Source organism: Frondihabitans peucedani (genome assembly GCF_039537585.1).
GTDB lineage: Bacteria > Actinomycetota > Actinomycetes > Actinomycetales > Microbacteriaceae > Frondihabitans > Frondihabitans peucedani.
Genome location: NZ_BAABAU010000003.1, coordinates 1 through 22955 on the forward strand (window position 1 = coordinate 1; position 22955 = coordinate 22955).

24 protein-coding genes are annotated in these 22955 nt (G+C 69.6%); 2 read left to right on the forward strand and 22 right to left on the reverse strand.

Features of this window, described 5'->3' with window-relative positions; all coding sequences use genetic code 11:
- Nucleotides 1–680 precede the first annotated feature (680 nt).
- From tyrS to infC, 16 genes are all read right to left on the reverse strand, one after another.
- A complete protein-coding gene (tyrS, locus tag ABD733_RS11410; protein WP_344796276.1) occupies nt 681–1994 on the reverse strand; it encodes a tyrosine--tRNA ligase in 1314 nt (437 codons plus the stop codon).
- Nucleotides 1995–2019: 25 nt separating this feature from the next.
- Entirely contained in the window at nt 2020–2610 is a 591-nt protein-coding gene (locus ABD733_RS11415; protein WP_344796278.1) for a DNA-3-methyladenine glycosylase, read from the reverse strand.
- Between the two features lie 17 nt (nt 2611–2627).
- On the reverse strand, nt 2628–2783 hold the full coding sequence (locus tag ABD733_RS11420) for a hypothetical protein (protein ID WP_344796280.1): 156 nt from the start codon (nt 2781–2783) through the stop codon (nt 2628–2630).
- A complete protein-coding gene (gene argH / locus ABD733_RS11425) occupies nt 2780–4225 on the reverse strand; it encodes an argininosuccinate lyase (RefSeq protein ID WP_344796282.1) in 1446 nt (481 codons plus the stop codon). Before argH ends, ABD733_RS11420 begins: the two co-directional genes overlap by 4 nt.
- Nucleotides 4226–4227: 2 nt before the next feature.
- Nucleotides 4228–5424 (reverse strand): argininosuccinate synthase, encoded by a 1197-nt coding sequence (locus ABD733_RS11430; RefSeq protein WP_344796284.1) that lies wholly within the window; start codon nt 5422–5424, stop codon nt 4228–4230.
- Between the two features lie 48 nt (nt 5425–5472).
- A complete protein-coding gene (gene argF, locus ABD733_RS11435; protein WP_344796286.1) occupies nt 5473–6393 on the reverse strand; it encodes an ornithine carbamoyltransferase in 921 nt (306 codons plus the stop codon).
- Nucleotides 6393–7598, reverse strand: a complete 1206-nt coding sequence (locus ABD733_RS11440; RefSeq protein WP_344796288.1) for an acetylornithine transaminase — start codon at nt 7596–7598, stop codon at nt 6393–6395. The genes argF and ABD733_RS11440 overlap by 1 nt, the downstream gene beginning before the upstream one ends.
- On the reverse strand, nt 7595–8563 hold the full coding sequence (gene argB, locus ABD733_RS11445; RefSeq protein ID WP_344796290.1) for an acetylglutamate kinase: 969 nt from the start codon (nt 8561–8563) through the stop codon (nt 7595–7597). Before argB ends, ABD733_RS11440 begins: the two co-directional genes overlap by 4 nt.
- Nucleotides 8564–8574: 11 nt before the next feature.
- On the reverse strand, nt 8575–9732 hold the full coding sequence (argJ, locus tag ABD733_RS11450; protein WP_344796292.1) for a bifunctional glutamate N-acetyltransferase/amino-acid acetyltransferase ArgJ: 1158 nt from the start codon (nt 9730–9732) through the stop codon (nt 8575–8577).
- On the reverse strand, nt 9729–10775 hold the full coding sequence (argC, locus tag ABD733_RS11455) for an N-acetyl-gamma-glutamyl-phosphate reductase (protein WP_344796294.1): 1047 nt from the start codon (nt 10773–10775) through the stop codon (nt 9729–9731). Before argC ends, argJ begins: the two co-directional genes overlap by 4 nt.
- 55 nt (nt 10776–10830) lie before the next feature.
- Nucleotides 10831–13356 (reverse strand): phenylalanine--tRNA ligase subunit beta, encoded by a 2526-nt coding sequence (gene pheT, locus ABD733_RS11460; protein ID WP_344796296.1) that lies wholly within the window; start codon nt 13354–13356, stop codon nt 10831–10833.
- Nucleotides 13356–14396, reverse strand: a complete 1041-nt coding sequence (gene pheS / locus ABD733_RS11465) for a phenylalanine--tRNA ligase subunit alpha (RefSeq protein WP_344796298.1) — start codon at nt 14394–14396, stop codon at nt 13356–13358. Before pheS ends, pheT begins: the two co-directional genes overlap by 1 nt.
- Nucleotides 14397–14487: 91 nt before the next feature.
- A complete protein-coding gene (locus ABD733_RS11470; protein WP_344797017.1) occupies nt 14488–15300 on the reverse strand; it encodes a TrmH family RNA methyltransferase in 813 nt (270 codons plus the stop codon).
- Between the two features lie 45 nt (nt 15301–15345).
- The gene (gene rplT / locus ABD733_RS11475) at nt 15346–15735 is read right to left on the reverse strand and encodes a 50S ribosomal protein L20 (RefSeq protein ID WP_344796300.1); all 390 of its coding nucleotides are present in this window, start codon (nt 15733–15735) and stop codon (nt 15346–15348) included.
- 30 nt (nt 15736–15765) lie between these two features.
- The gene (rpmI, locus tag ABD733_RS11480; protein ID WP_344796302.1) at nt 15766–15960 is read right to left on the reverse strand and encodes a 50S ribosomal protein L35; all 195 of its coding nucleotides are present in this window, start codon (nt 15958–15960) and stop codon (nt 15766–15768) included.
- A 71-nt stretch (nt 15961–16031) separates the two neighbouring features.
- A complete protein-coding gene (gene infC / locus ABD733_RS11485; RefSeq protein ID WP_344797019.1) occupies nt 16032–16658 on the reverse strand; it encodes a translation initiation factor IF-3 in 627 nt (208 codons plus the stop codon).
- A 270-nt stretch (nt 16659–16928) separates the two neighbouring features.
- On the opposite strand from infC, the gene ABD733_RS11490 reads away from it, so the two are divergent.
- A complete protein-coding gene (locus ABD733_RS11490) occupies nt 16929–17306 on the forward strand; it encodes a DUF1844 domain-containing protein (protein WP_425552911.1) in 378 nt (125 codons plus the stop codon).
- 24 nt (nt 17307–17330) lie between these two features.
- On the opposite strand, the gene ABD733_RS11495 is transcribed toward ABD733_RS11490, so the two are convergent.
- The 6 genes from ABD733_RS11495 to ABD733_RS11520 form a co-directional block, all read right to left on the reverse strand.
- Complete coding sequence (locus tag ABD733_RS11495) at nt 17331–18140, reverse strand: SseB family protein (RefSeq protein WP_344796304.1); 810 nt, start codon at nt 18138–18140, stop codon at nt 17331–17333.
- Nucleotides 18140–18886: a bifunctional 1-(5-phosphoribosyl)-5-((5-phosphoribosylamino)methylideneamino)imidazole-4-carboxamide isomerase/phosphoribosylanthranilate isomerase PriA gene (priA, locus tag ABD733_RS11500; protein ID WP_344796306.1), complete on the reverse strand. Its 747-nt coding sequence runs from the start codon at nt 18884–18886 to the stop codon at nt 18140–18142. The genes ABD733_RS11495 and priA overlap by 1 nt, the downstream gene beginning before the upstream one ends.
- 66 nt (nt 18887–18952) lie before the next feature.
- Nucleotides 18953–19618 carry an imidazole glycerol phosphate synthase subunit HisH gene (gene hisH / locus ABD733_RS11505; RefSeq protein WP_344796308.1) on the reverse strand — a complete coding sequence of 222 codons (666 nt, stop codon included), beginning with the start codon at nt 19616–19618 and terminating at the stop codon, nt 18953–18955.
- Entirely contained in the window at nt 19615–20259 is a 645-nt protein-coding gene (hisB, locus tag ABD733_RS11510) for an imidazoleglycerol-phosphate dehydratase HisB (protein ID WP_344796310.1), read from the reverse strand. The genes hisH and hisB overlap by 4 nt, the downstream gene beginning before the upstream one ends.
- On the reverse strand, nt 20256–21341 hold the full coding sequence (locus ABD733_RS11515) for a histidinol-phosphate transaminase (RefSeq protein ID WP_344796312.1): 1086 nt from the start codon (nt 21339–21341) through the stop codon (nt 20256–20258). Before ABD733_RS11515 ends, hisB begins: the two co-directional genes overlap by 4 nt.
- A 179-nt stretch (nt 21342–21520) precedes the next feature.
- Entirely contained in the window at nt 21521–21931 is a 411-nt protein-coding gene (locus ABD733_RS11520) for a LysM peptidoglycan-binding domain-containing protein (RefSeq protein ID WP_344796314.1), read from the reverse strand.
- 336 nt (nt 21932–22267) lie between these two features.
- Between ABD733_RS11520 and lexA the strand changes: the two genes are divergently transcribed.
- On the forward strand, nt 22268–22951 hold the full coding sequence (lexA, locus tag ABD733_RS11525; protein WP_344796316.1) for a transcriptional repressor LexA: 684 nt from the start codon (nt 22268–22270) through the stop codon (nt 22949–22951).
- Nucleotides 22952–22955: the final 4 nt, after the last annotated feature.

A 22955-nucleotide genomic window follows, 5' to 3' on the forward strand; every position in this document is an offset into this window, starting at 1 on the left:
TAAAAGAAAAACACAGCAGCAACCGGAATAGGCTGACCACTGCAAGTTTGATGCTGACCAAAAGAACAAAACAATCTGACGATTGTTGTCCATTTCAATCTCAAAGAAACCAAGCACCCGACCATCCGTTACTCCGAAGGAGTGACAGAAAGAATCGAATGCCGAGGTATAATTTGGCATTTGACAATGTGCACGCTGTTGAGTTCTCAAGGACCAAACGCACCCCGAACCACACCAAAACCATGGCGCTCGTCGGAAGCAACTGTGAAACCCTACCCACCCCTCCGGGCCCTGTCAAACCCGACCCGAAGACCGTGAACGACTAGACTTCCCAGCCCCCATAAAAGAGCACCAGGCATGCAAGCGAACCTGCAAGGTGAGGACTTACCACCCTACCCACAACCCGTTCAACTCACAAGAAGGAACGAGGGGGAAGGAGCCACCACTTGAGGAAGGTTAGCCAGGCACAAGACCCGGCCCGTTTTCATTCCTTTGGGCTGACAGGAAGAAACATTACGTCCCCCACACCCAACCAGCAAATCCCACCCACATCCCGGGCGTGTCGCACCACCCCCACCCGACAAAACCCCTGATCCTGCGCCGAAAGGCCACCCCCCGCCCCAAAACACGACAACACAGGGCAGAAAGCGGCCTCTCGAGAGGAGCAGCGATGGCGGCCTTCAGTCGGCGACCGTGACGCCGGCGAGCGTCTTCTTGCCGCGTCGCAGAACGGCATGCTTTCCGGCCAGAGCCAGGGACGCGACCGGCGCCGACTCGTCGGACACCCGCTCGTTGTTCACGTAGACCCCGCCCTCGGCCGCCGCGCGTCGGGCAGCCCCGAGCGACGCGACGAGACCGGTGGCCACGAGAGCCTGCGAGACCGTGGTGGTCGCATCGACCTCCGCATTCGGGAGCTCGGCGATGGCCGCTTCGAGAACGTCGATCGGCAGAGCCGCCAGATCGCCCTGCCCGAAGAGCGCGGCCGACGCGTCGATCGCAGCCTGCGCGGCGTCGACACCGTGGACGAGCGACGTCACCTCCAGTGCCAGTCGCTTCTGGGCCTCCCGAGCGAACGGCCGCTCGGCTACCTGCGCCGCGTACTCCTCGATCTCGGCACGGCCGAGGAACGTGAAGACCTTGAGGCGATCGATCACGTCTTTGTCGTCCTGGTTGAGCCAGAACTGGTAGAACGCGTACGGCGAGGTCATCGACGGATCGAGCCAGACGGCGTTCCCCTCGCTTTTGCCGAACTTCGTGCCGTCGGAATTCACGACGAGCGGGGTGCCGATGGCGTGGACGGAGACACCCTCGGTGCGCCGGATCAGCTCGGTCCCGCTGGTGAGATTGCCCCACTGATCGCTGCCACCGGTCTGGAGGACGCACCCGTACGTCCGGTAGAGCTCGCGGAAGTCGAGCCCCTGCAGGATCTGGTAGCTGAACTCGGTGTAGCTGATGCCGGCGTCGGAGTTCAGCCGGGCCGAGACGGCGTCTTTCTTGAGCATCGTGCCCACGCGGAAGTTCTTGCCGATATCGCGGAGGAACTCGATGGCCGACAGAGGCTCGGTCCAGTCGAGGTTGTTCACGACTCGAAGGCCGTTCTCGCCCTCGGGCGACAGGAACTTCTCGACGTGAACGCGGATGCGGTCGACCCACTCGGCCGTCTGCTCGCGCGTCTTGAGCGTCCGTTCAGCAGTCGGACGGGGATCGCCGATGAGACCGGTCGAGCCGCCGACGAGTCCGAGCGGCTTGTGGCCAGCGAGCTGGAGACGCCGGAGGAGGAGCAGCTGCACGAGGTTGCCGAGGTGCAGGCTCGGCGCGGTCGGGTCGAACCCGCAGTAGTACGTGATCGGGGGCCCGGCCAGGAGCTCTCGGAGCGCGGACTCGTCGGTCGAGACGTGGACGAGCCCGCGATAGACGATCTCGTCCCACACGTTCTCGAAGGAGGGATCGTTCGTCTGGGTGGCCAGGAGGTCGGCCGTCGATTGACTCGTCACCCCGTGAGTTTAGCGGAGGGCCTCGTCACGGACGCCGACGCGAGACCGCCGCACGGTAGGCGGAGACGGTCGGGTCGTCGACGTAGAAGCGCCAGGGATACGCGTCGGTGCCTGCGACACCGGAGACGCCCACTCGGGGTGACGACAGGATCCTGCGCTCGGGCACGATAGGGAACTCGAGCGAGAACGGGGGCGTGGCGATGCTCGACCCGTTGTCGGCGAGCTCGATACCGAGCGCAGTCCCGAGGTTGCCCGGGCCGCGAGCAAGGTCGGCGTCGCGCCTCGCCGTGGGTCGACGGAGGCGGGCGATGTCGAGTCCGTCGACGACCTCTCCCCCGCGCAGGAGGACTCCGGACGGGGAGCCCTCCGGGCCGCAGACGAGGTTGAGGCAGCGGTGGATGCCGTACGACAGGTACACGTAGAGGGTTCCCGGGGGTCCCCACATGCTCGCGTTTCGCGGGGTCATGCCGCGGTGGGCGTGCGAACCGGAGTCTCGACCCTCACCGAGATAGGCCTCGACTTCGGTGAGACGGACAGCGACCCCGCCCGACCGGAAGACTGCTCCGAGCAGCAGCGGGGCTGCGTCGAGAGCGGGCCGGTCGAGCGGGGTCGTCATGGAGTCGCGACGGAGATCTAGAAGAAGCGCTGGCCGGTCGCGATCGTGTAGACGATCGCGGCCACGACGATCACGACGGCGACCGTCGCCACGGTCGGGAGCAGCCAGGGGCGAGCCCTGGGGTGCTTGTCGGTCGAGCCGGGACGACCGGTGTCGCGTGCCATCGTCGTCACGCCCGCTCGGGAGCGAAGTACGCGACGAGCTCGCGGACACGAGCGGTCAGGGCTGCCAGTTGCTCGGCGACCCGCGCCGGAGCCGTGCCCCCGACACCGTCGCGACTGGCGATCGACCCCTCGACCGTCAGCACGCCGCGGATCTCCGGGGTGAGGTGCGGCGACACCTCGACGTACTGCTCGTCGGTCGGCTCGTCGAGGTCGAGGCCGTTCTGCTCGCAGAACCGCACCAGGGCGCCGCTGATCTCGTGAGCGTCACGGAACGGCACGCCCTGCTTGACCAGCCACTCCGCGACATCCGTCGCGAGCGAGAATCCCTGTGGCGCCAGCTCGGCGAGGCGGTCCTCGTCGAACTCGAGCGTCGCGATCATCCCGGTGAAGGCGGGCAGCAGCACCTCCAGCTGGGTGACCGTGTCGAACACGGGCTCCTTGTCTTCCTGGAGGTCGCGGTTGTAGGCCAGCGGCAGGCCCTTGAACGTCGCCAGGAGTCCGGTGAGGTTGCCGATGAGCCGGCCCGCCTTGCCGCGCGCGAGCTCCGCGATGTCCGGGTTCTTCTTCTGCGGCATGATCGACGAGCCCGTCGAGTAGCCGTCGTCGAGGCGGACGAAGCCGAACTCGCGCGTGTTCCAGAGGATGACCTCCTCGGCGAGCCGGCTGAGGTCGATCCCGATCGAGGCGGTGACGAAGGCGAACTCGGCCACCACGTCGCGCGAGGCGGTGGCGTCGATGGAGTTCTCGGTGGTGCGGTCGAAGCCGAGCTCGCGGGCCACCAGCGCAGGATCGAGACCGAGCGAGGATCCTGCCAGAGCACCCGACCCGTAGGGCGACGCACCGGCCCGGACCGACCAGTCGCGCAGGCGCTCCAGGTCGCGGACCAGCGGCCACGCGTGTGCGAGCAGGTGGTGGGCGAGCAGGACGGGCTGAGCGTGCTGGAGGTGCGTCCGGCCCGGCATGACAGCGCGGTCGTGCCTGGTGGCCTGCCCGGCGATGGCGTCGACGAGCTCCGTGACGAGATGGGCGATGACCCGGCCGTGGTCGCGGAGGTACAGGCGGACGAGAGTGGCGATCTGGTCGTTGCGGCTTCGGCCGGCGCGGAGCTTGCCCCCGAGTTCGGGCCCGGCGATCGCCATGAGGTGCCGCTCGAGGGCGGAGTGGACGTCCTCATCGGTCTCGGCCGCGGTGAGCCGACCCTCCACGACTCCCTGCTCGAGCGCTTCGAGGGCGTCGAGCATCACGGGGAGCTCCGCGTCGTCGAGGTAGCCGGCGGCGTGGAGCGCTCGCGCGTGCGCGCGGGACCCGGCGATGTCGTACGGCGCCAGCTGCCAGTCGAACTGCGTCGACCGGCTGAGGGCTGTGAGCTCGGGACTCGGCCCGGACGCGAAGCGGCCGCCCCACAGGGCGCCCGCCTCCGCAGCCCGGGACGAGCTCGACGAATCGGACACGACTACTGCGCCAGGTCGCGGCGGGCGGAGATCTTCGACGGAAGCGACCACAGCTCGATGAAGCCCTTCGACAGCGACTGGTCGAAGGTGTCGCCGGTGTCGTAGGTGGCGAGGTCGAAGTCGTAGAGGCTCTGCGCGCTCTTCTGGCCGGTGACCGTCGCGCGGCCGCCCTGCAGCTTCAGACGGATGTCTCCGGAGACGTACTTCTGGGTGTCGTCGATGAAGACGTCGAGCGACCGCTTGAGTCCGCCGAACCAGAGGCCGTCGTAGACGAGGTTCGACCACTCCGCCTCGACGCCGCGCTTGTAGCGGCTGACGTCGCGTTCGAGAGTGAGGCTCTCGAGGGCCTCGTGCGCCTCGATGAGGGCCATCGCGGCCGGGGCCTCGTAGACCTCGCGGCTCTTGATGCCGACGAGACGGTCTTCGACGACGTCGATGCGGCCGACGCCGTGCCTGCCCGCGAGCTCGTTCATCTTCTCGACGATGGCGAGAGCCGAGAGACTCACGCCGTCGATGGCGACCGGGATGCCCGCCTCGAAGGTGATGGTGATCTCGTCGGCGTCCTTCTGGACCGTGGGGTCTTGCGTGTACTCGTAGAGGTCTTCGATGGGTGCGTTCCACGGGTCTTCGAGGAAGCCCGTCTCGACGGCGCGGCCCCACACGTTCTTGTCGATCGAGTACGGCGACGCCGCGCTCTGGCGGATCGGGAGACCGTGCTCCTCGGCGTAGATGATCGCCTTGTCGCGGGTGAGAGCCAGATCGCGGACCGGGGCGATGCTCGTGAGGTCGGGGGCGAGCGCTGCGACCGCGGCTTCGAAACGGACCTGGTCGTTGCCCTTGCCGGTGCAGCCGTGAGCCACCGAGTCGGCGCCGAGCGACTTCGCCGTGAGGGCGAGGTGCTTCGAGATGAGCGGACGGCTGAGCGCCGACACCAGCGGGTAGCGCTTCTGGTAGAGGGCGTTGGCCTTGAGCGCCGGCATCAGGTAGTCGTCGGCGAACTCCTCCTTCGCGTCGACGACGATCGACTCGACGGCACCGCAGTCGAGCGCGCGCTGGCGCACGTCGTTCATGTCTTCGCCACCCTGCCCGACGTCGACGGCCAGAGCCACGACCTCCTTGCCGGTGGCGTCCTTCAGCCAGCCGATGCCGACAGAGGTGTCGAGCCCGCCCGAGTAGGCCAGGACTACGCGATCTGCCATGATTCTCCTTGATTCGTGTGTGTCGGTGTGAGTGGTGTCTGAGGTCGGCTACTGCGAGAGCAGCCAGGTGAGGAGGGCCTTCTGGGCGTGGAGGCGGTTCTCCGCCTCGTCCCAGATGACGCTCCGCGGGCCGTCGATGACGTCGGCCTCGACCTCGTAGCCCCGGTCGGCCGGGAGGCAGTGCAGGAAGATCGCCTCGTCGTCGGCCTGGGCCATGAGCGCCTGGTCGACCTTGTACGACCCGAAGGTCGCGACCCGGTGGGCCTTCTCGTCTTCCTTGCCCATCGACACCCAGGTGTCGGTGACGACGATGTCGGCACCGCGGACCGCCTCGACCGCGTCGGTCACGACCGTCGCCGAGCCGCCGGTCGCTGCGGCGATCCGCTCGGCGTCCGCGACGACAGCGGCCTCGGGGGCGAACTCGGTGGGCGCGCCGATCCTGACGTGCATGCCTGCCGTCGTCCCGGCGAGGAGGTACGACTGCGCCATGTTGCAGCGGCCGTCACCCACGAACGCGACCGTCAGGCCTGCGAGAGCACCCTTCCGCTCGCGGATCGTGAGGAGGTCGGCCAGCAGCTGGCAGGGGTGGAAGTCGTCGGAGAGCGCATTGACCACGGGGACGAGGGCCCCCTCGGCCATCTGCTCCAGACCGGCCTGGGCGTAGGTCCGCCAGACGATGGCGGCGACCTGGCGCTCGAGCACCCGGGCGGTGTCGCTCGGGGTCTCCTTGCCGCCGAGCTGGCTCGACGCGGTCTCGAGGATCAGCGGCTGACCCCCGAGCTCGGCGATGCCGACCGCGAACGAGACGCGCGTCCGGGTCGAGGACTTGTCGAAGATCACTGCAACCGTCTGAGGCCCGACGAGCGGGCGCTCCAGATAGCGGTCGGCCTTCAGGGTCGCCGCGAGATCCAGGATCGCCGACTGCTCGGCCTGGTCGAGGTCGTCGTCGCGAAGGAAGTGCCTCGGCATCAGATGCCCTTCAGGACGGCGGCGAAGATCTCGATGAACTCGGCGATCTCGGCGTCGCCCACGATGAGCGGCGGCGCGATCCTGATGCTCGAGTCGTTCGCGGCGTTGATGATGAGGCCCGCCTCGAGAGCGCGGGCAGAGATCTCGTCGGCGATCGGCTGACGGAGCCCGACGCCGATCAGGAGGCCGCGGCCCCGGATCTCGTCGACGTGCGGCGACGCGAGCGCAGCGATGGCCTCCCGGATCTGGTGACCGCGTCGACTGGCGTTGTCGATCAGACCGGCGTCCTCGATCTCGCCGAGGACCGCGTTGGCGGCGGTCGTCGCGAAAGGATTGCCGCCGAAGGTCGAGCCGTGCTGACCCGCCTCGAAGAGGTCGGAGGCCGAGCCGAACGTGACGAGAGCGCCGATCGGGATGCCGCCGGCGATCCCCTTGGCGATCGTGATCGCGTCGGGCGTGATGCCGAACTGCTGGAACGCGAACCAGGATCCCGTCCGGCCCACGCCGGTCTGGATCTCGTCGAGCACGAGGAGCGCCCCGTGCTCCGTGGTCAGGGCGCGCGCCGCCTCGAGGAACCCCTCGGGCAGGTCGACGACGCCGGCCTCGCCCTTGATCGGCTCGATGATGATGCCGGCGACGCGGTCGTCGATCGCGTGCTCGAGAGCCTCGATCGTGGTGTCGATGTGCTCGACGCCCGGCAGCATCGGCTCGAACGGCTCGCGGAGGGCGGGCTTGCCGGTCAGGGCGAGAGCGCCCATGGTGCGACCGTGGAACGAGCTCTGGAGTGCCAGGATCCTGGTCTTCGAGCCGTCGGCGCCGCGGTTCAGCCGCATCAGCTTGAACGCGGCCTCGTTGGCCTCGGCTCCGGAGTTGCCGTAGTACACGCGGCCCTCATCGCCCGCGCCCGTGATGCGCTTGAGGCGCTCGGCGAGCTCGACCTGGGCCGGCGTGGCGAAGTAGTTGGAGACGTGGATGAGCGTGGCGGCCTGCTGGGAGACCGCGTCGACGAGCACCGGGTGCGCGTGCCCGAGGGCGTTGACCGCGATCCCGGCGAGGAAGTCGAGGTACCGCTTGCCGTCGACGTCCCACACCTGGCAGCCCTCGCCGCGAGCGAGCATCACCTTCGGGGTCGAAAGGGACTTCATGAGGGAGTCACCGAATCGGCGCTGCCACGTGCCTTCGGTTGTCTGGGTGGTCGTGGTCATGACTGTCCTTTCTTCTGCTCGTTCGTGTTCTGGTGGGAGGGGCTCAGTCGGACGTAGGTGCTCGGCTTGCCGTTGGGGACGACCTCGGTGCCCGCACCGCGCTGGGTGAAGATCTCGAGGAGGATCGAGTGCGGGATGCGGCCGTCGATGATGGTCGCTCCCCCGACGCCCGCGACGACGGCGTCGAGGCAGGCGGTCATCTTGGGGATCATGCCGCTCTCGAGTCGCGGGAGGAGCTCGGTGAGCTCGTCGACCGAGATGAGGGCGACGAGCGACGAGCGGTCGGGCCAGTCGGCGTAGAGGCCCGGGACGTCGGTCAGCATGACGAGCTTCGAGGCGTCGAGGGCGATCGCGAGTGCCGCGGCAGCCGCATCGGCGTTGACGTTCAGCGCGCCGTCCGGGTCGAGCTCGTTGACCGCGATCGAGGACACGACCGGGATGCGGCCCGCCCCGATCTCGGCCAGGACCCGCGACGGATCGACCGCCGTGATGTCGCCGACGTGCCCGAGGTCGAAGGTCTCGCCGTCGATCTCGACGCCGCGCCTGTGCCCCTCGAAGAGCTTCGCCTCGTCGGTCCCGTCGCTGAAGACGCCGCGGGCGAGATCGCCGTGCTCGTTGATCAGATCGACGATCTCGGCGTTCACCTCGCCGGCCAGGACGTCGCGGACGACCGAGATCGCCTCGGTCGTCGTGACGCGGTACCCGCCTCGGAACTCGGACTCGATGCCGGCCGCCTTCAGCGCGGCCGAGATCTGCGGCCCCCCGCCGTGCACGACGACCGGGTGGAGCCCGACGCGGAGCAGGTAGACCATGTCTTCGGCGAAGGCCCGTTTGAGGTCGTCGTTGATCATGGCGTTGCCGCCGAACTTGACCACGACGATCTTGTCGGCGTAGTTCTTCAGCCACGGGAGCGACTCGATGAGGGTGGCGGCCTTGACCGCCGCGATCGCCTGTTCTGTGTCCATCGTCAGCGCCCTCAGCTCGAGTACGCGCTGTTCTCGTGCACGTAGTCGTGCGTGAGATCGTTGGTCAGGATGGTCGCCGTCTCGGAACCGGCGTGGAGATCGAGCAGGATGTGGAGCGCCCGCGGCGTCATGTCGACCTCCGTCACCGGACGGTCGGGTGCGCCCTTGGCGCACAGCCGGACGCCGTTGAACGACACGTCGACGTCGTAGGGGTCGAACTCCGCCTGCGTGGTGCCGATCGCCGCGAGGACGCGGCCCCAGTTGGGGTCGTTGCCGAACACGGCCGCCATCAGCAGATTGCTGCGGGCGAGGGACCGCCCGACCTCGACCGCATCCTGCTCCGAGACCGCGTTCACGACCTCGACGGTGATGTCGTGCGAGGCCCCCTCGGCGTCGCCCTGGAGCTGGCGGGCGAGGTCGGCGCAGAGCTCGGTGACGGCGGCGGCGAAGTCGGCCTCTGCCGGCGCGACGCCCGAGGCACCGCTCGCGAGCAGCACGACGGTGTCGTTCGTCGACATGCAGCCGTCGGAGTCGAGCCGGTCGAAGGTGACCCGCGTCGCCTGGCGGAGCGCCCGGTCGAGGGCGGCGGCCGGCAGGTCGGCGTCGGTCGTCAGCACGACGAGCATCGTGGCGAGGCCGGGCGCGAGCATCCCGGCGCCCTTCGCCATGCCGCCGACGCTCCAGCCGTCGCCCTGGACCACGGCCTCTTTCGGGTGGGTGTCGGTCGTCATGATCGCCGACGCGGCATCTCTCCCGCCGTCGGGGGCGAGTGCGAGAGCGGCCGCGCGCGATCCTGCGAGGACCTTGTCGCGGAACGCCTGGTCTCCGGTGCCGATCAGACCCGTCGAGCAGACGACGACGTCGCCGGCGCCGATCTCGAGAGCGTCGGCGACCGCCTCGGCCGTCGAGTGCGTGGTCTGGAACCCGAAGGAGCCGGTGAAGCAGTTGGCGCCGCCCGAGTTGAGGACCACGGCCCGCGCGACACCGTCGGCGAGCACCTGCTGCGACCACAGGACGGGGTTGGCCTTGGCGCGGTTCGACGTGAAGACCGCCGCTGCAGCCGAGCTCGGACCCCGGTTGACGACCAGGGCGACATCGGGCAGGCCGGTCGACTTGAGGCCGGCGACGACGCCGGAGGCCTCGAAGCCCCGGGCCGCGGTGACGCTCACGGTGCTACTCCGTCGGTGCTGAGCCCCAGGGTCTCGGGGAGGCCGAGAGCGATGTTGGCCGACTGGACGGCAGCACCGGCGGTGCCCTTGCCGAGGTTGTCGAGGGCGCTGACGACGATGACACGGCCGGCCGCCTCGTCGACGGCGAGCCCGACCAGGCAGCTGTTCGACCCGATCGTGTCGGCGACCCGCGGGAACTCGCCCTCGGGGAGCAGAGTCACGAACGGCTCGTCGGCGTACGCGAGCTCCCACGCGCGCCGGAGGTCGTGCTCGGTCGCGCCGGGCGCGAGCCTGGCCGTGGTCGTCGCCAGGATGCCCCGCGCCATCGGCACGAGGACGGGGGTGAACGAGAGTCGGACGTCGGTGCCGCCCGCGAGCCGCAGGTTCTGCTGCGTCTCGGGGATGTGCCGGTGCGTGCCGCCGACGCCGTAGACCGAGGCGGAGCCGAGCATCTCGCTGGCGAGGAGGTGCGGCTTCAGGGCCTTGCCCGCGCCGGAAGGGCCGACGGCCAGGACCGACACGATGTCGTCGACCTCGACGAGGCCGGCCTCCACGCCCGGAGCGAGGCCGAGCGAGATCGCGGTGACGTTGCAGCCGGGCACGGCGATGCGGCGGGTGCCGACGATCTCGTCGCGCTGCTTCGTCTTGCCCGCATGGAGCAGCTCGGGCATGCCGTAGGTCCAGGCGCCGAAGAACTCGCCACCGTAGAACGCGGCCCAGTCGGCCTCGTCGGTCAGGCGGTGGTCGGCGCCGCAGTCGACGACGAGCGTCTCGTCGGAGAGCTGGGCCGTGATCTCGCCGGACTTGCCGTGCGGCAGCGCGAGGAAGACGACGTCGTGACCCGAGAGGTTCTCGGGGGACGTCTCGAGGAGTGTCAGGTGCGCGAGAGAGCGCAGGTGGGGTTGAGCCGCGATGAGCGGCTGGCCCGCGTTGGTGAACGCCGTGACGGTCGTCACGTCGAATTCCGGATGCGCGGTGAGGAGTCGGAGGAGCTCTCCCCCGGCGTAACCGCTTGCGCCTGCGACGGCGACGGATAAAGGCATGCTTCTACCCTAATGTTCGGCTGGACGGGATCGGGGCGGCGGCGCCTCGCGACGACTAGTCGCGGAGCGTCGCCCCGAATCGCTCGCCGGCCAGACGCACGGCGCCCAGCTTCGCCTCCGAGGCCTCGGCTGCGGTGAGGGTGCGGTCGGTCGCGCGGAACCGCAGCGCGAACGTCAGCGACTTCGAGCCGTCTTCGAGGCCCTCGCCCCGGTAGTCGTCGACGAGGCGCGCGGCCTCGAGGAGGTCGCCCGCGCCTTCGACGACCGCGTCGAGCACCTCGCCCGCGGGCGCGTCGGCGCCTACGACGAGCGTCAGGTCTTGCGTGGCGGCGGGGTAGCCCGAGATCGGACGGGGCTCGGGCTCCGTGCGGCCCAGGGCGATGAGTCGGTCGAGATCGATCTCGGCGACGACGACCGTGCGAGGCAGGTCGAGATCGAGCGCGAGGGCCGGCAGGAGCTCGCCGGCGAAGCCGACGACCTCGTCGCCCACCAGAACGTCTGCGGTGCGGCCGGGGTGGAGCGAGGCGTGCCGACTCTGGCGGACACGGATCTCGGCCGCCACCTGACGAGCCGCGACTCGGAGCGCGTCGATCACCTCGGCCAGATCGGTCGCTGCGGCCTGCTGACCGGGCTGCCTGTCGACGGTCGTTCCCGTCGCCAGGATCGCGAGGTGCCGGGGCTGCACGGGCAGGCTCCCATCGAGATCTGCCAGGACGGCATCGTCGGGACGGGCTGCGCCGACCGGGATGAAGTCGGTGCCGGCTGCCCTCCCCGGAGCCGTGAAGTAGACCGAGCCGGTCTCGTAGAGCGCCAGGTCGACGAGGCCGCGCGAGAGGTTCCGGCGCGCGGTGTCGAGCAGGCCCGGGATCAGCGACATGCGCATCTCGGGAGCGTCGGAGTCGAGAGGGTTCGCCAGGCGCACCGGAGCCGCCGGCGACTGGCGGTCGGCACCGCCGACGGAGGGCGCGAACGCCGCGTTGCGGGCGGTCGACACGAAGGGGTAGGCGAAGACCTCGGTGAAGCCCGCGGCCGCGAGCCCGGTCGAGACACCGCGACGCAGGACCTGCTCGCGCGTCAGCCCGCGGCCGGGAGGGGCGGTGGGCAGGACGGAGGGGATGCGGTCGTAGCCGGTGATGCGTGCGACCTCTTCGACGAGGTCGGCCGAGTGCTGGAGGTCGGGCCGCCAGGTCGGTGGCGTGACGCTCCAGCCGCCGTCGGCGCTCTGCACGTCGGCACCGATGGCGAGGAGGCTCTCCTCCACCTCGGCGTCTGCGTAGTCGACGCCGATCAGCGATGCGGCGCGGCCCTGCGGCAGGAAGATCGCGTCCGGTGCCTCGGAGACGTCGAAGGACGAGCCCAGAGAGTCGCTCGTGCCGCCGGCGAGCTCCACGAGGAGCGACACGGCGCGCTCGGCAGCGAAGCGGGCGACCGCGGGATCGACCCCGCGCTCGAAGCGACGAGACGCTTCGCTCGGCAGCTTGTGGCGGCGCGCAGTCCGGGCGATGCTGATCGGCTCGAAGGTCGCTGCCTCGATGACGACGTCGGTCGTCGACGCGGTGACCTCCGTGCGGGCACCGCCCATGACGCCGGCCAGGCCGACGGGCCCGTCGTCGTCGGTGATGAGGAGGTCTTCGGCGTCGAGGGTGCGCTCGACGCCGTCGAGCGTCGTGAGCCTCTCGCCCGGAGCGGCACGGCGGACGGTGAAGCCGCCCGACACCGTCGCGAGGTCGTAGGCGTGCAGCGGCTGGCCGAACTCGAGCATGACGTAGTTCGTGATGTCGACCGGGAGCGAGATCGACCGGATGCCGGCGAGCCGGAGCCGGGAGCGCATCGCCGGAGGCGTCGGCAGGGTCGGGTCGATGCCGCGGACGACGGCAGTCGTGAAGGTGGTGACGCCGGTGCGACCGCGGACGGGGGCCTCGTCGGAGACGGTGACTCGGAAGCCCTCGCGAGGAGCGGGCTCCTGCTCGGCGACGGGATCGCGGAAGGCGGCTCCGGTCGCGTGCGAGTACTCGCGGGCGACGCCGCGGATGCTCAGGGCGTAGCCGCGGTCGGGCGTGACGTTGATCTCGACGGCGGCGTCGTCGAGACCCAGCAGCGGAATGGCGTCGGCGCCGACCACCGGGTCGAGGCCCAGGTCGCTCAGCAGCAGGATGCCGTCGTGCTCGTCGCCGAGACCGAGTTCGCGGCTCGACGCGATCATGCCGTCGGACACGTGCCCGTATGTCTTGCGCGCGGCGATCGGGAACGGCCCGGGCAGGATCGCGCCGGGGAGGCTCACGACCACCTTGTCGCCCACCGCGAAGTTGTGCGCGCCGCAGACGATGCCGCGGACGTCGTCGTCGTCGGTGGCCGCGTTCGGACCCACGGCGACGCGGCACCAGTTGATCGTCTTGCCGTTCTTCTGCGGCTCGGGCGTGAACTCGAGCACCTGGCCCACGACCAGCGGACCGGTCACCTCGGAGAGGTGGACGTCTTCTTCTTCGAAGCCGACGCTGACCAGCGCCTCGTGGACGTGCTCGAGCGTGACGTCGTCGGGGAGGTCGGTGTACTCGCCGAGCCAGGACAGCGGGATGCGCATCAGACCACCATCCCGAACTGCTCGCTGAAGCGGACGTCGCCCTCGACCATGTCGCGCATGTCGTTGAGGTCGTTGCGGAACTGGAGGGTGCGCTCGATGCCCATGCCGAAGGCGAAGCCCTGGTACTCGTCGGGGTCGATGCCGGCCGACCTCAGCACGTTCGGGTTGACCATGCCGCAGCCCCCCCACTCGACCCAGCGCGCGCCGCCCTTGGCGTGCGGCTGCCAGACGTCCATCTCGGCGCTCGGCTCGGTGAAGGGGAAGAAGTTGGGGCGGAGTCGGATCTGAGCCTCGGCACCGAACATCTGGCGGGCCAGGTGCTCGAGCGTGCCGCGCAGGTGCGCCATCGTCAGGCCCCGGTCGATCGCGATGCCCTCGATCTGGGTGAAGACGGGCGTGTGGGTCGAGTCGAGCTCGTCGGTGCGGAAGACACGACCCGTGGCCACGTTGTAGACGGGGAGGTCTTTCGCGAGCAGGGTCCGGATCTGCACGGGCGACGTGTGCGTGCGGAGCACGAGGTGCCGCTCGACGGGATCGACGAAGAAGGTGTCTTGCATGGCGCGGGCCGGGTGGTCGGCGTCGAAGTTCAAGGCGTCGAAGTTGTACCACTCGTGCTCGAGCTCGGGCCCCTCGGAGAGCTCCCATCCCATGCCGATGAAGATGTCGGCCATCTTCTCTTGGAGGAGGCTCAGCGGATGGCGCGAACCCGGGCGGCGACGCGTCGGCAGGGCGGTGACGTCGACGCGCTCGGACTCGAGACGCTCGGCCTCCTCCGCCTCGGCGAGCTGCTGCTCGCGGGCGGCGATCGCCTGGTTGACCCGGCCCCGGGCGGCTCCCATGAGCTTGCCGGCGGCGGCCTTCTGGTCGTTCGGGAGGTCGCGGAGCCCGGCGTTCATCCGAGCCAGGGCCGAGCCCTCGCCGATGTGCTGACCCCGCACGACCTTGAGCGCGGCGACGGTCGAGGCCGTCTCCACCGCAGCGAGTGCGGCGTCGACAGCGCCCGCCACGGAGGCGTCGGTGATGGCTAGCGTGTCTGACACGAGAACCAAGCCTAGCGAACCCTGTGCCCCTCCTTCACCGCTCACGGCTCCGGTCGCTCGAGCCGATCGGGAGGACCGGCCGCGCGCGGCGTCAGGAACGCTGCGCGAAAGCGCTCTCGTAGAGGCAGACCGATGCTGCGGTGGCGAGGTTCATGCTCTCGGCGTGGCCGTAGATCGGGACGACGACCGCTCGATCGGCCAGGGCGAGGTTCTCGTCGGTAAGTCCCCGCGCCTCGTTGCCGAAGAGCCAGGCCGTCGGAGCCGACAGCACGCCCTCCTGCCGGGCCGCGAGGAGGTCGCCGCCCTTGACGTCGGCCGCGAGCACCTGAAGGCCGGTCTCGGCGCAGCGCTTGAGGACAGCAGCGAGCTCGATCCCCACGGCGACCGGCACGTGGAAGAGAGACCCGGTGGTCGCACGGACCACCTTGGGGTTGTAGAGGTCGACACTCCTGCCGGTCATGATGACCGCGTCGGCCCCCGCGGCGTCGGCGGCCCGGATGATCGTGCCGGCGTTGCCCGGGTCGCGGACCTCCTCCAGGATCGCGATCAGGCGGGGCGCCTCGTCGTCGCCCGACCCGAAGATGTCTTTGACGCTGGTCGGGAACTGGCGGCAGACAGCGACGAGGCCCTGCGGCGTGACCGTGTCGGCCATCGCCTGCAGGACGTCCTCGGTGACGAACTCGATGTCGACCCCCGCGTCGACGGCGGCCTGCGCGAGCTCGGTGTAGCGCTCGAGAGCCGTCGGCGTGGCGAAGAGCTCGACCACCAGCTCGGGGCGGAAGGTCAGGGCTTCGGTGACGGCTTGCGGGCCTTCCAACAGAAAGAGCCCGGTCTGGGACCGGGCGTCTCTCTTGGCCAGTTTGGCCACCGCGCGCACTCGAGGCGAGCGCGGGTTGTCGATCATCTGGTTGCTGGGCACAGAACAACTATGCCCGAGGCAGCCGGGGAACTACGCGACCTGTGCCTTCGGCGCCGACGTGTCGGCGGGGAGGGCGGCCTTCGCGGTGGCGACGAGGCCGGCGAAGGTGGCGGGCTCGGTGACCGCGAGGTCGGCGAGCAGACGGCGGTCGACCTCGACGCCGGCCAGAGCGAGGCCCTGGATGAAGCGGTTGTAGGTCAGGCCGTTGGCACGCGAGGCCGCGTTGATGCGCTGGATCCAGAGGCGGCGGAACTCGCCCTTCTTGGCACGGCGGTCGCGGTACGCGTAGACGAGCGAGTGGATGCCCTGCTCTTTTGCCTTGCGGTAGAGGCGCGAACGCTGACCGCGGTAGCCCTTGGCGCGCTCGAGGATGACGCGACGCTTCTTGTGGGCGTTGACGGCCCTCTTTACTCTTGCCATTTTTCTAGTTCCTTACGGTTTCAGATCGACTCAGCGGCCGAGAAGCTTCTTGATGACCTTGCTGTCGGCCTTGGACAGCACCTGGTCCTGGTTGAGGCGGGCCTTGCGCTTGGCGGACTTCACCTCGAGGTTGTGGCGCATGCCGGCCTGCTGCTTCATGATCTTGCCGGTGCCAGTGACCTTGAACCGCTTCTTGGTGCCGGAGTGGGTCTTCATCTTGGGCATAGTCGTTACTTTCTTCTTCGGAACCGCGAGTGGTGACCCGGCGGTGCGAGGCTCGCGCCCGAGTGCTGCTGCTACTCGGCGGTCGCTTCGGCGGACTTCGACTCCGCGGCCGGGGCCTCGGAGTTCGTGGGGTGCTTCGGCGGCTTGTTGGCCGCCTTGCGGGCTTCTGTCTCGGCTTTCGCCTCGGCCTTGTTCTTCAGGGGGCCGATGACCATGACCATGTTGCGGCCGTCGATCGTGGGGTTGTTCTCGACCGTGCCCCACTCCGCGACGTCTTCGGCGAAGCGCTGGAGGAGGCGGACGCCCTGCTCGGGACGCGACTGCTCGCGGCCTCGGAACAGGATCATGGCCTTGACCTTGTCGCCCGACTGGAGGAAGCCCTCCGCGCGCTTGAGCTTGGTCTGGTAGTCGTGGGTGTCGATCTTCAGGCGGAAACGGACCTCTTTGAGGATCGTGTTGGCCTGGTTCCGACGTGCTTCTTTGGCCTTCTGGGCCGCCTCGTACTTGAACTTGCCGTAATCCATGATCTTTGCCACGGGCGGCTTCGAGTTCGGTGCAACTTCGACCAGATCCAGGTCGGCCTCCTGCGCGAGACGCAGGGCCATGGCGATGGGGACAACGCCCACCTGCTCGCCGGCAGGCCCGACGAGTCGGACCTCTGGGACGCGGATGCGGTCGTTGGTACGGGGATCGCTGATGCGGGGCTCCTCTTATTCTTTCTTCAACGCTCCGGCGGATGACCGGGCGGGCTGAAAAGAGGAAATCAGGTGCCCGCACACACGTGTGCCGGCACCGCACCCTGTCGAGCGGACCTCGTCGAGTGACGGGGAACGCCGGGGCACAACAACCCGGTAACCTTGTAGGACGGTCTCGATTCTTTGCAGAATCAGCGCGGGTGGGAGAATCTCCACTTTCGTAACAGGGCGCAAGACCCCGTAGCCGAAGAGAGCTTAGCAGAGAGAATGCACGTGAGCCACACCCCGCACGAATCCCCGTACGACTCCTTCGGCGACGGCGTCGACGCCGTCGGTGCCGAGCGCGACATCGCCGACGTCCCGGCGGTGGAGGTCATCAACACGGTGGCCGTCCACCTCCTGAGCGCCGGCGCCGTGAAGCTCGGCCTCGCCGACTCCCCCGATACGCAGACCGACCTCGACGAGGCCCGGAAGCTCATCACAGCCCTGGCGGGCCTCGTCACTGCGGCCGCGCCCGAGATCGGCGACGCGCACGCGAGGGCCCTCCGCGACGGCCTCCGCACGCTGCAGCTCGCCTTCCGCGAGGCCTCGCCGATCGCCGACCCCGTCGGCAAGGGGCCCGGCGAGAAGTACACCGGCCCGGTCAACTAGCCCCGGAGCCGGCCGGGGCCGGCCTCAGCTCGCAGCGACGACGCGGACGGCCATGCTGTCGACCCTCGTCGCGACGACCTCGTCGCCGGCCCATGCCTCCTGGAGCCGCGCGAGGAGCGCCGACAGGGCAGCGCGGTCGAGGCCCGGCCGGAGTCCCAGCTCGACGACGACCTCGGGGCCGCCCAGTCGGGCATCGGGCGACGCGGCGGCGACAGTCACGGTCGACACAGCAGGATCGTCCGCGGCCGGCCGCAGGAACGCCTCGGCCACCTCGTCGTCGGCATAGGCGGGCGTCCACGGCAGTGCCTGGGCGAGTGCCCACAGCGCCGGCCGACGCACTCCGAACTCCGTGTCGGACCCGGGGTCGAGGACGAGGAGCTCGGTCGCCTCGGAAGCTGCGGCGATCGCGATCCTGCGTGTCTCGGCGGGCACCGGCCGCGCACCCGGGTTCCAGGCGCGGAGGGTGTCGACACTGGAGAACGCGGGCAGCACGCTGCGGCCGTCGGGGCCGGCGACCGTCACGATGGCGAGCTCCTGGGTCTTGTCGACCCGGACGCCGTGCTCGTTGACCCCCTCGTCGCCGGCGTGGGCCATCAGCGGGATCAGCAGACGCGCCCCCCGAAGCGCGTCGACGACCGCGGCCTCGGAGACCTCGCGGGCCCGGAAGCGCGCCAGGGCACGGACGAGCGCAGGATCAGCGGACCCGTCGTCGCCCGCGTACGCCGTGTCGTGCGCCTGGAACGTCCGCCCGGCCCAGGGGGTGCCGGCACTGTCGGCGCCGCCGGCGAGCCCCTCGTGCCCCGGGACCGCAGGATGCTCGGGCCGGGCCGCCATCACCGGCTCGCGACGTCGAGGGCGGCCCGCAGCGTGAAGGCGCCCGAGTACAGGGCCTTGCCGACGATCGCGCCCTCGAGCCCCTCCGGGACGAGCTCCCGCAGGGCGATCAGGTCGTCGAGGCTCGAGATGCCCCCGGACGCGACGACGGGACGGTCGGTGCGGGCCATGACCTGCCGCAGCAGGTCGAGGTTCGGGCCCTGCAGGGTGCCGTCCTTCGTGACGTCGGTCACGACGTAGCGCGAGCAGCCGGCGTCCTCGAGTCGGGCAAGGACGTCCCAGAGGTCTCCGCCCTCTCTCGTCCACCCGCGGGCGGCGAGCGTCGTGCCGCGGACGTCGAGGCCGACGGCCACGGCGTCGCCGTGCTCCGCGATGGCGTGCGCCGCCCACTCGGGGTTCTCGAGTGCAGCGGTGCCGAGGTTGATGCGCTTGACGCCGGTCTCGAGGGCCTCGGCCAGGGAACGGTCGTCGCGGATGCCGCCCGACAGCTCGACGTGGAGACCCTTGACGTGGTGGATGACCCGGCGGATGAGCGCCCGGTTGTCGCCCCGGCCGAAGGCGGCGTCGAGGTCGACGAGGTGGAGCCACTCGGCTCCCTGCTCCTGCCAGTCGGCCGCTGCGTCGACAGGGTCGCCGTAGCTCGTCTCGGTGCCGGCCTCCCCCTGCGTCAGGCGCACAGCCTTCCCGTCGGCCACGTCGACGGCGGGGAGGAGGGTGAGGGCGGGGGTGGAGGTGAACTCGCTCATGGGACTCTCTGGAGGGGCGGGCACGGACGGGCCGTGCGGAAAGGACGAGGCTGGGGCCGGGTCGACTCAGAGAGTCTGGAGCCAGTTGGTCAGGAGGCGGATGCCCGGCTGCCCGGACTTCTCGGGATGGAACTGCGTCGCCCAGAGGGGACCGTTCTCGACGGCGGCGACGAACGGCCCGCCGTGGTCGGCCCAGGTGACCTTCGGCGACTTCCGGGCTCCGTGACCCTCGAGCGACCACTCCTGGGCGGCGTAGGAGTGGACGAAGTAGAAGCGCTCGTCACGGACGCCGTCGAACAGCTGAGAGTCGACCGGGGCGTCGACGGTGTTCCAGCCCATGTGCGGCACGACCTGCGACTTGAGCGGCTCGATGCTGCCGGGCCACTCGCCGAGCCCCTCGGTGGTCTGGCCTCGCTCGACGCCGCGGTCGAAGAGGACCTGCATGCCGACGCAGATGCCGAGGACCGGACGGCCGCCGGCGAGGCGGCGATCGATCTTCTCGGCTCCGCGGACCGATTCGAGCTGGCTCATCACCGCGCTGAAGGCCCCGACTCCGGGGACGAAGAGGCCGTCGGCCGCAGCGACGTGTGCGCTGTCGGCGGTGAGCTCGACGTCGGCGCCGGCGAGCTCGAGGGCCTTGATGGCCGAGTGCACGTTGCCGCTGCCGTAGTCGAGCACGACGACGTGCGGCCTGGCACCAGAGGCGGGCTCGCCGGTAAGGGCGGTGCTCACAGAGTCCCCTTCGTCGACGGGATGCCGGTGATGCGCGGGTCGGGCTCGACAGCAGCGCGGAGAGCCCTGGCGAACGCCTTGAACTCGGCTTCGGCGATGTGGTGCGGGTCGCGGCCGCCCTGCACCGTGACGTGGACGGTGAGGCCGGCGTGGAACGTGATCGCCTCGAAGACGTGACGGACCATCGAGCCGGTGAAGTGCCCGCCGATCAGGTGGAGCTCGAAGCCGGCGGGCTCGCCGGAGTGCACCAGGTAGGGGCGGCCGGACACGTCGACGACGGCCTGGACGAGAGCCTCGTCGAGGGGGACGAGGGCGTCGCCGTAGCGGCGGATGCCCCGCTTGTCGCCGAGGGCCTCTCGAAGGGCGGTGCCGAATGCGATCCCGATGTCCTCGACCGTGTGGTGGACGTCGATGTGCGTGTCGCCGGTGGCCTTCACGTCGAGGTCGATGAGGGAGTGCTTCGACAGGGCCGTCAGCAGGTGGTCGTAGAACGGGACCGACGTGTCGATGCTCGAGGCTCCCGTGCCGTCGAGATCGATCGCGAGCTCGATGCTCGACTCGCTCGTGGTGCGCGAGACGCTGGCAGTGCGGCGAAGACTCGCCGCGCCGGCGCTCGATCCGGTCGGGCTCTCAGTGGTCATGCTCCGAGCCTAATGTCGCGCATGGCGTCGAGGAACGCGGTCGTCTCGGCCTCGGTGCCCGCGCTGACCCGCAGGTGACCGGGGATCGCCAGGTCGCGCACGATGATGCCGCGGTCGAGCAGGGCCTCGAAGACGGCTCGCGGGTCGTCGACCCCGCCGAAGAGGACGAAGTTCGACCAGGTCGGCCACGGGTGATAGCCGAGCTCGCCCAGGCCGTGCACGATACGGTCGCGCTGCGCCTTGATGTCGTCGACCATCGCGAGCATCTCGTCGGCGTGCCTCAGGGCGGCGACGGCGGCCGCCTGGGTCAGAGACGACAGGTGGTACGGCAGCCGGACCAGCCGGAGAGCATCGATCACGGCCGGATCGGCAGCGAGATACCCGACACGGGCGCCGGCGAACGCGAAGGCCTTGCTCATGGTGCGCGAGACGAGCAGGCGCGGACGGCCTTCGAGCAGGGTCACCGCGCTCGGCCGGTCGGCGGGCATGAACTCGAAGTACGCCTCGTCGACGAGGACGATGCCCCGGCTCGCCTCGTACGCGGCCTCGATCGTCGCCAGCTCGACCGGCGTGCCCGTCGGGTTGTTGGGAGCGCAGAGGAAGACGAGGTCGGGGTCGACCCGTCGGATCTCGGCCGCCACCGTCTCGGGGGTGATCTCGAACCCCTCGTCGCGGCGGCCCTCCACCCACTCGGTGCCGGTGCCCCGCGTGATGATGGAGTGCATGGAGTAGGTGGGCGGGAAGCCGAGGGCACGGCGACCGGGGCCGCCGAAGGCCTGCAGGATCTGCTGGATCACCTCGTTCGACCCGTTCGCCGCCCAGATCTGGTCGGCCCGCAGCCCGTGGCCGATGTAGCCCGCGAGGCTCTCGCGGAGCGCCGTGAACTCCCGGTCGGGGTAGCGGTTGACGTCGAGGACGGCAGCAGCGAGCGACTCGACGATGTCGCGAGCGACGTCTTCGGGAATGGGATGCGTGTTCTCGTTGACGTTGAGGGCGACGGGCACCTTCTTCTGGGGCGCGCCGTAGGGCGACTGACCACGGAGGTCGTCGCGGATGGGCAGGTCGTCGAGTGTCAGAGCCACCCCTCTATTTTACGGGGCGCCGTCGAGTGTTGCTGCGGTCGTCCACAGGCGGAGCAGCCGGCAGCGGGTACTGGTGGCGGCGGGCCGCCGACACGAGAAGGGCAACCCCTCACGGGGACGCCCTCTGGCTGATCCGGCGGCTGCCACGCGACGGCCGACAGAGCGTCGACCGATCGCGCCTAGCTGTGGTCGTACTTCAGCGGGATCGCCAGCGACTGACCCGGCAGGACCTGCGTGGTGGAGAGGTTGTTGAGCTGCTGGATGTCGGCGATGACGTCTCGGGGATCGGAGTCGGGAGCGACGTCTTCGGCGACCTGCCAGAGCGTCTCGCCCGCGGCGACGGTCACGTGCTGGAAGTGGACGTCGCCCGCGGTGCCTGTGGCCACGGCACTGCCGCCGCTCAGGACGAAGCCCAGCACCGTCGCCAGGACCGCCAGCGCCACTGTCGCTGTGAGCACGAGGCGCCCGCGGCGCGTGATGTGAAGGTGGGATGCGCGAGCAGGGGCTTCGACGGAGGCGCGCTCGACGTCGACGGGGAGAATGCCGTGCGTGCCAGCGACGCGGGGGAAGGCTGTGATGGTGGCGCTCATGATGGTCCTCTCAGAAAACCTGGGGCCCGCAGACGGGGCCGTACCGCAAACCGGGGGCCTTCGCGCCGAGTGGTCGAGACCGAACACTCGGCCGGGACTGCTCGTGCTCTCGCACTGGCGCGAAGACGTGTTCCGAACATATCTTCGAACAGCAGCGATTTCAAGAGGATCCGGCCAGAAAGCCTCGAAAAGAGTGCGACACGCTCGAACATATGTTTGTCGGGCATACCGCGACCGGATACAGTTTCGATCGCTGGCCCTATCAGAACAGGAGCCACCGACATTCGAGTCGGAGGCGCCTCCGGGCCAGAGACGACCGGGACGGCGAGGAGAGTCATGAGCGCAGCGGAGACGACCGAGGCGGACCCACGGGCCCGCAAGCCTCTGACGGCCAAGCAGACGCTGATCCTGGGCGCGATCCGCGATTCGATCGCCGCGCGCGGCTACCCGCCGAGCATGCGCGAGATCGGCGACGCCGTCGGCCTCGCATCCCTCTCGAGCGTGACCCACCAGCTGAACCAGCTCGAGCTCGCCGGGGTCATCCGCCGCGACCCGAACCGGCCTCGCGCGCTCGAGGTGCTGGCTGAGGATCCCGCGAAGGAGGAGCCGACCCCGTCGATCGTCCGCTTCGACGACGACGACAACGTCACCGCCCGGGTCCCGCTCGTCGGTCGCATCGCGGCCGGCGTCCCGATCACGGCCGAGCAGCAGGTCGAAGACGTCATGCCGCTCCCCCGCACCCTCGTCGGCAAGGGCGAGCTCTTCATGCTGAGGGTGGTCGGCGAGTCGATGATCGACGCCGCCATCTGCGACGGCGACTGGGTCGTCGTCCGCCAGCAGAACGACGCCGAGAACGGCGAGATCGTCGCCGCGATGCTCGACGACGAGGCGACCGTCAAGGTCTTCCGCCAGCGCGACGGTCACACGTGGCTGCTCCCCCGCAACTCGAACTTCGAGCCGATCGTGGGCGACCACGCGCAGATCCTCGGCAAGGTCGTGGCGGTCCTGCGGTCGCTCTGACCAC

Bases quoted from the DNA above. Each gene is read 5' to 3' on its own strand.
- ABD733_RS11430 (WP_344796284.1), bottom strand. From the start codon at position 5,424: ATGGCAGATCGCGTAGTCCTGGCCTACTCGGGCGGGCTCGACACCTCT.
- pheT (WP_344796296.1), bottom strand. From the start codon at position 13,356: ATGCGCATCCCGCTGTCCTGGCTCGGCGAGTACACCGACCTCCCCGAC.
- lexA (WP_344796316.1), top strand. From the start codon at position 22,268: ATGAGCGCAGCGGAGACGACCGAGGCGGACCCACGGGCCCGCAAGCCT.
- argC (WP_344796294.1), bottom strand. From the start codon at position 10,775: ATGCCTTTATCCGTCGCCGTCGCAGGCGCAAGCGGTTACGCCGGGGGA.
- ABD733_RS11440 (WP_344796288.1), bottom strand. From the start codon at position 7,598: ATGACCACGACCACCCAGACAACCGAAGGCACGTGGCAGCGCCGATTC.
- ABD733_RS11495 (WP_344796304.1), bottom strand. From the start codon at position 18,140: ATGGCGGCCCGGCCCGAGCATCCTGCGGTCCCGGGGCACGAGGGGCTC.
- rplT (WP_344796300.1), bottom strand. From the start codon at position 15,735: ATGGCAAGAGTAAAGAGGGCCGTCAACGCCCACAAGAAGCGTCGCGTC.
- rpmI (WP_344796302.1), bottom strand. From the start codon at position 15,960: ATGCCCAAGATGAAGACCCACTCCGGCACCAAGAAGCGGTTCAAGGTC.
- ABD733_RS11520 (WP_344796314.1), bottom strand. From the start codon at position 21,931: ATGAGCGCCACCATCACAGCCTTCCCCCGCGTCGCTGGCACGCACGGC.
- ABD733_RS11470 (WP_344797017.1), bottom strand. From the start codon at position 15,300: ATGATCGACAACCCGCGCTCGCCTCGAGTGCGCGCGGTGGCCAAACTG.
- hisB (WP_344796310.1), bottom strand. From the start codon at position 20,259: ATGACCACTGAGAGCCCGACCGGATCGAGCGCCGGCGCGGCGAGTCTT.
- argF (WP_344796286.1), bottom strand. From the start codon at position 6,393: ATGCCGAGGCACTTCCTTCGCGACGACGACCTCGACCAGGCCGAGCAG.
- ABD733_RS11415 (WP_344796278.1), bottom strand. From the start codon at position 2,610: ATGACGACCCCGCTCGACCGGCCCGCTCTCGACGCAGCCCCGCTGCTG.
- priA (WP_344796306.1), bottom strand. From the start codon at position 18,886: ATGAGCGAGTTCACCTCCACCCCCGCCCTCACCCTCCTCCCCGCCGTC.
- argB (WP_344796290.1), bottom strand. From the start codon at position 8,563: ATGGACACAGAACAGGCGATCGCGGCGGTCAAGGCCGCCACCCTCATC.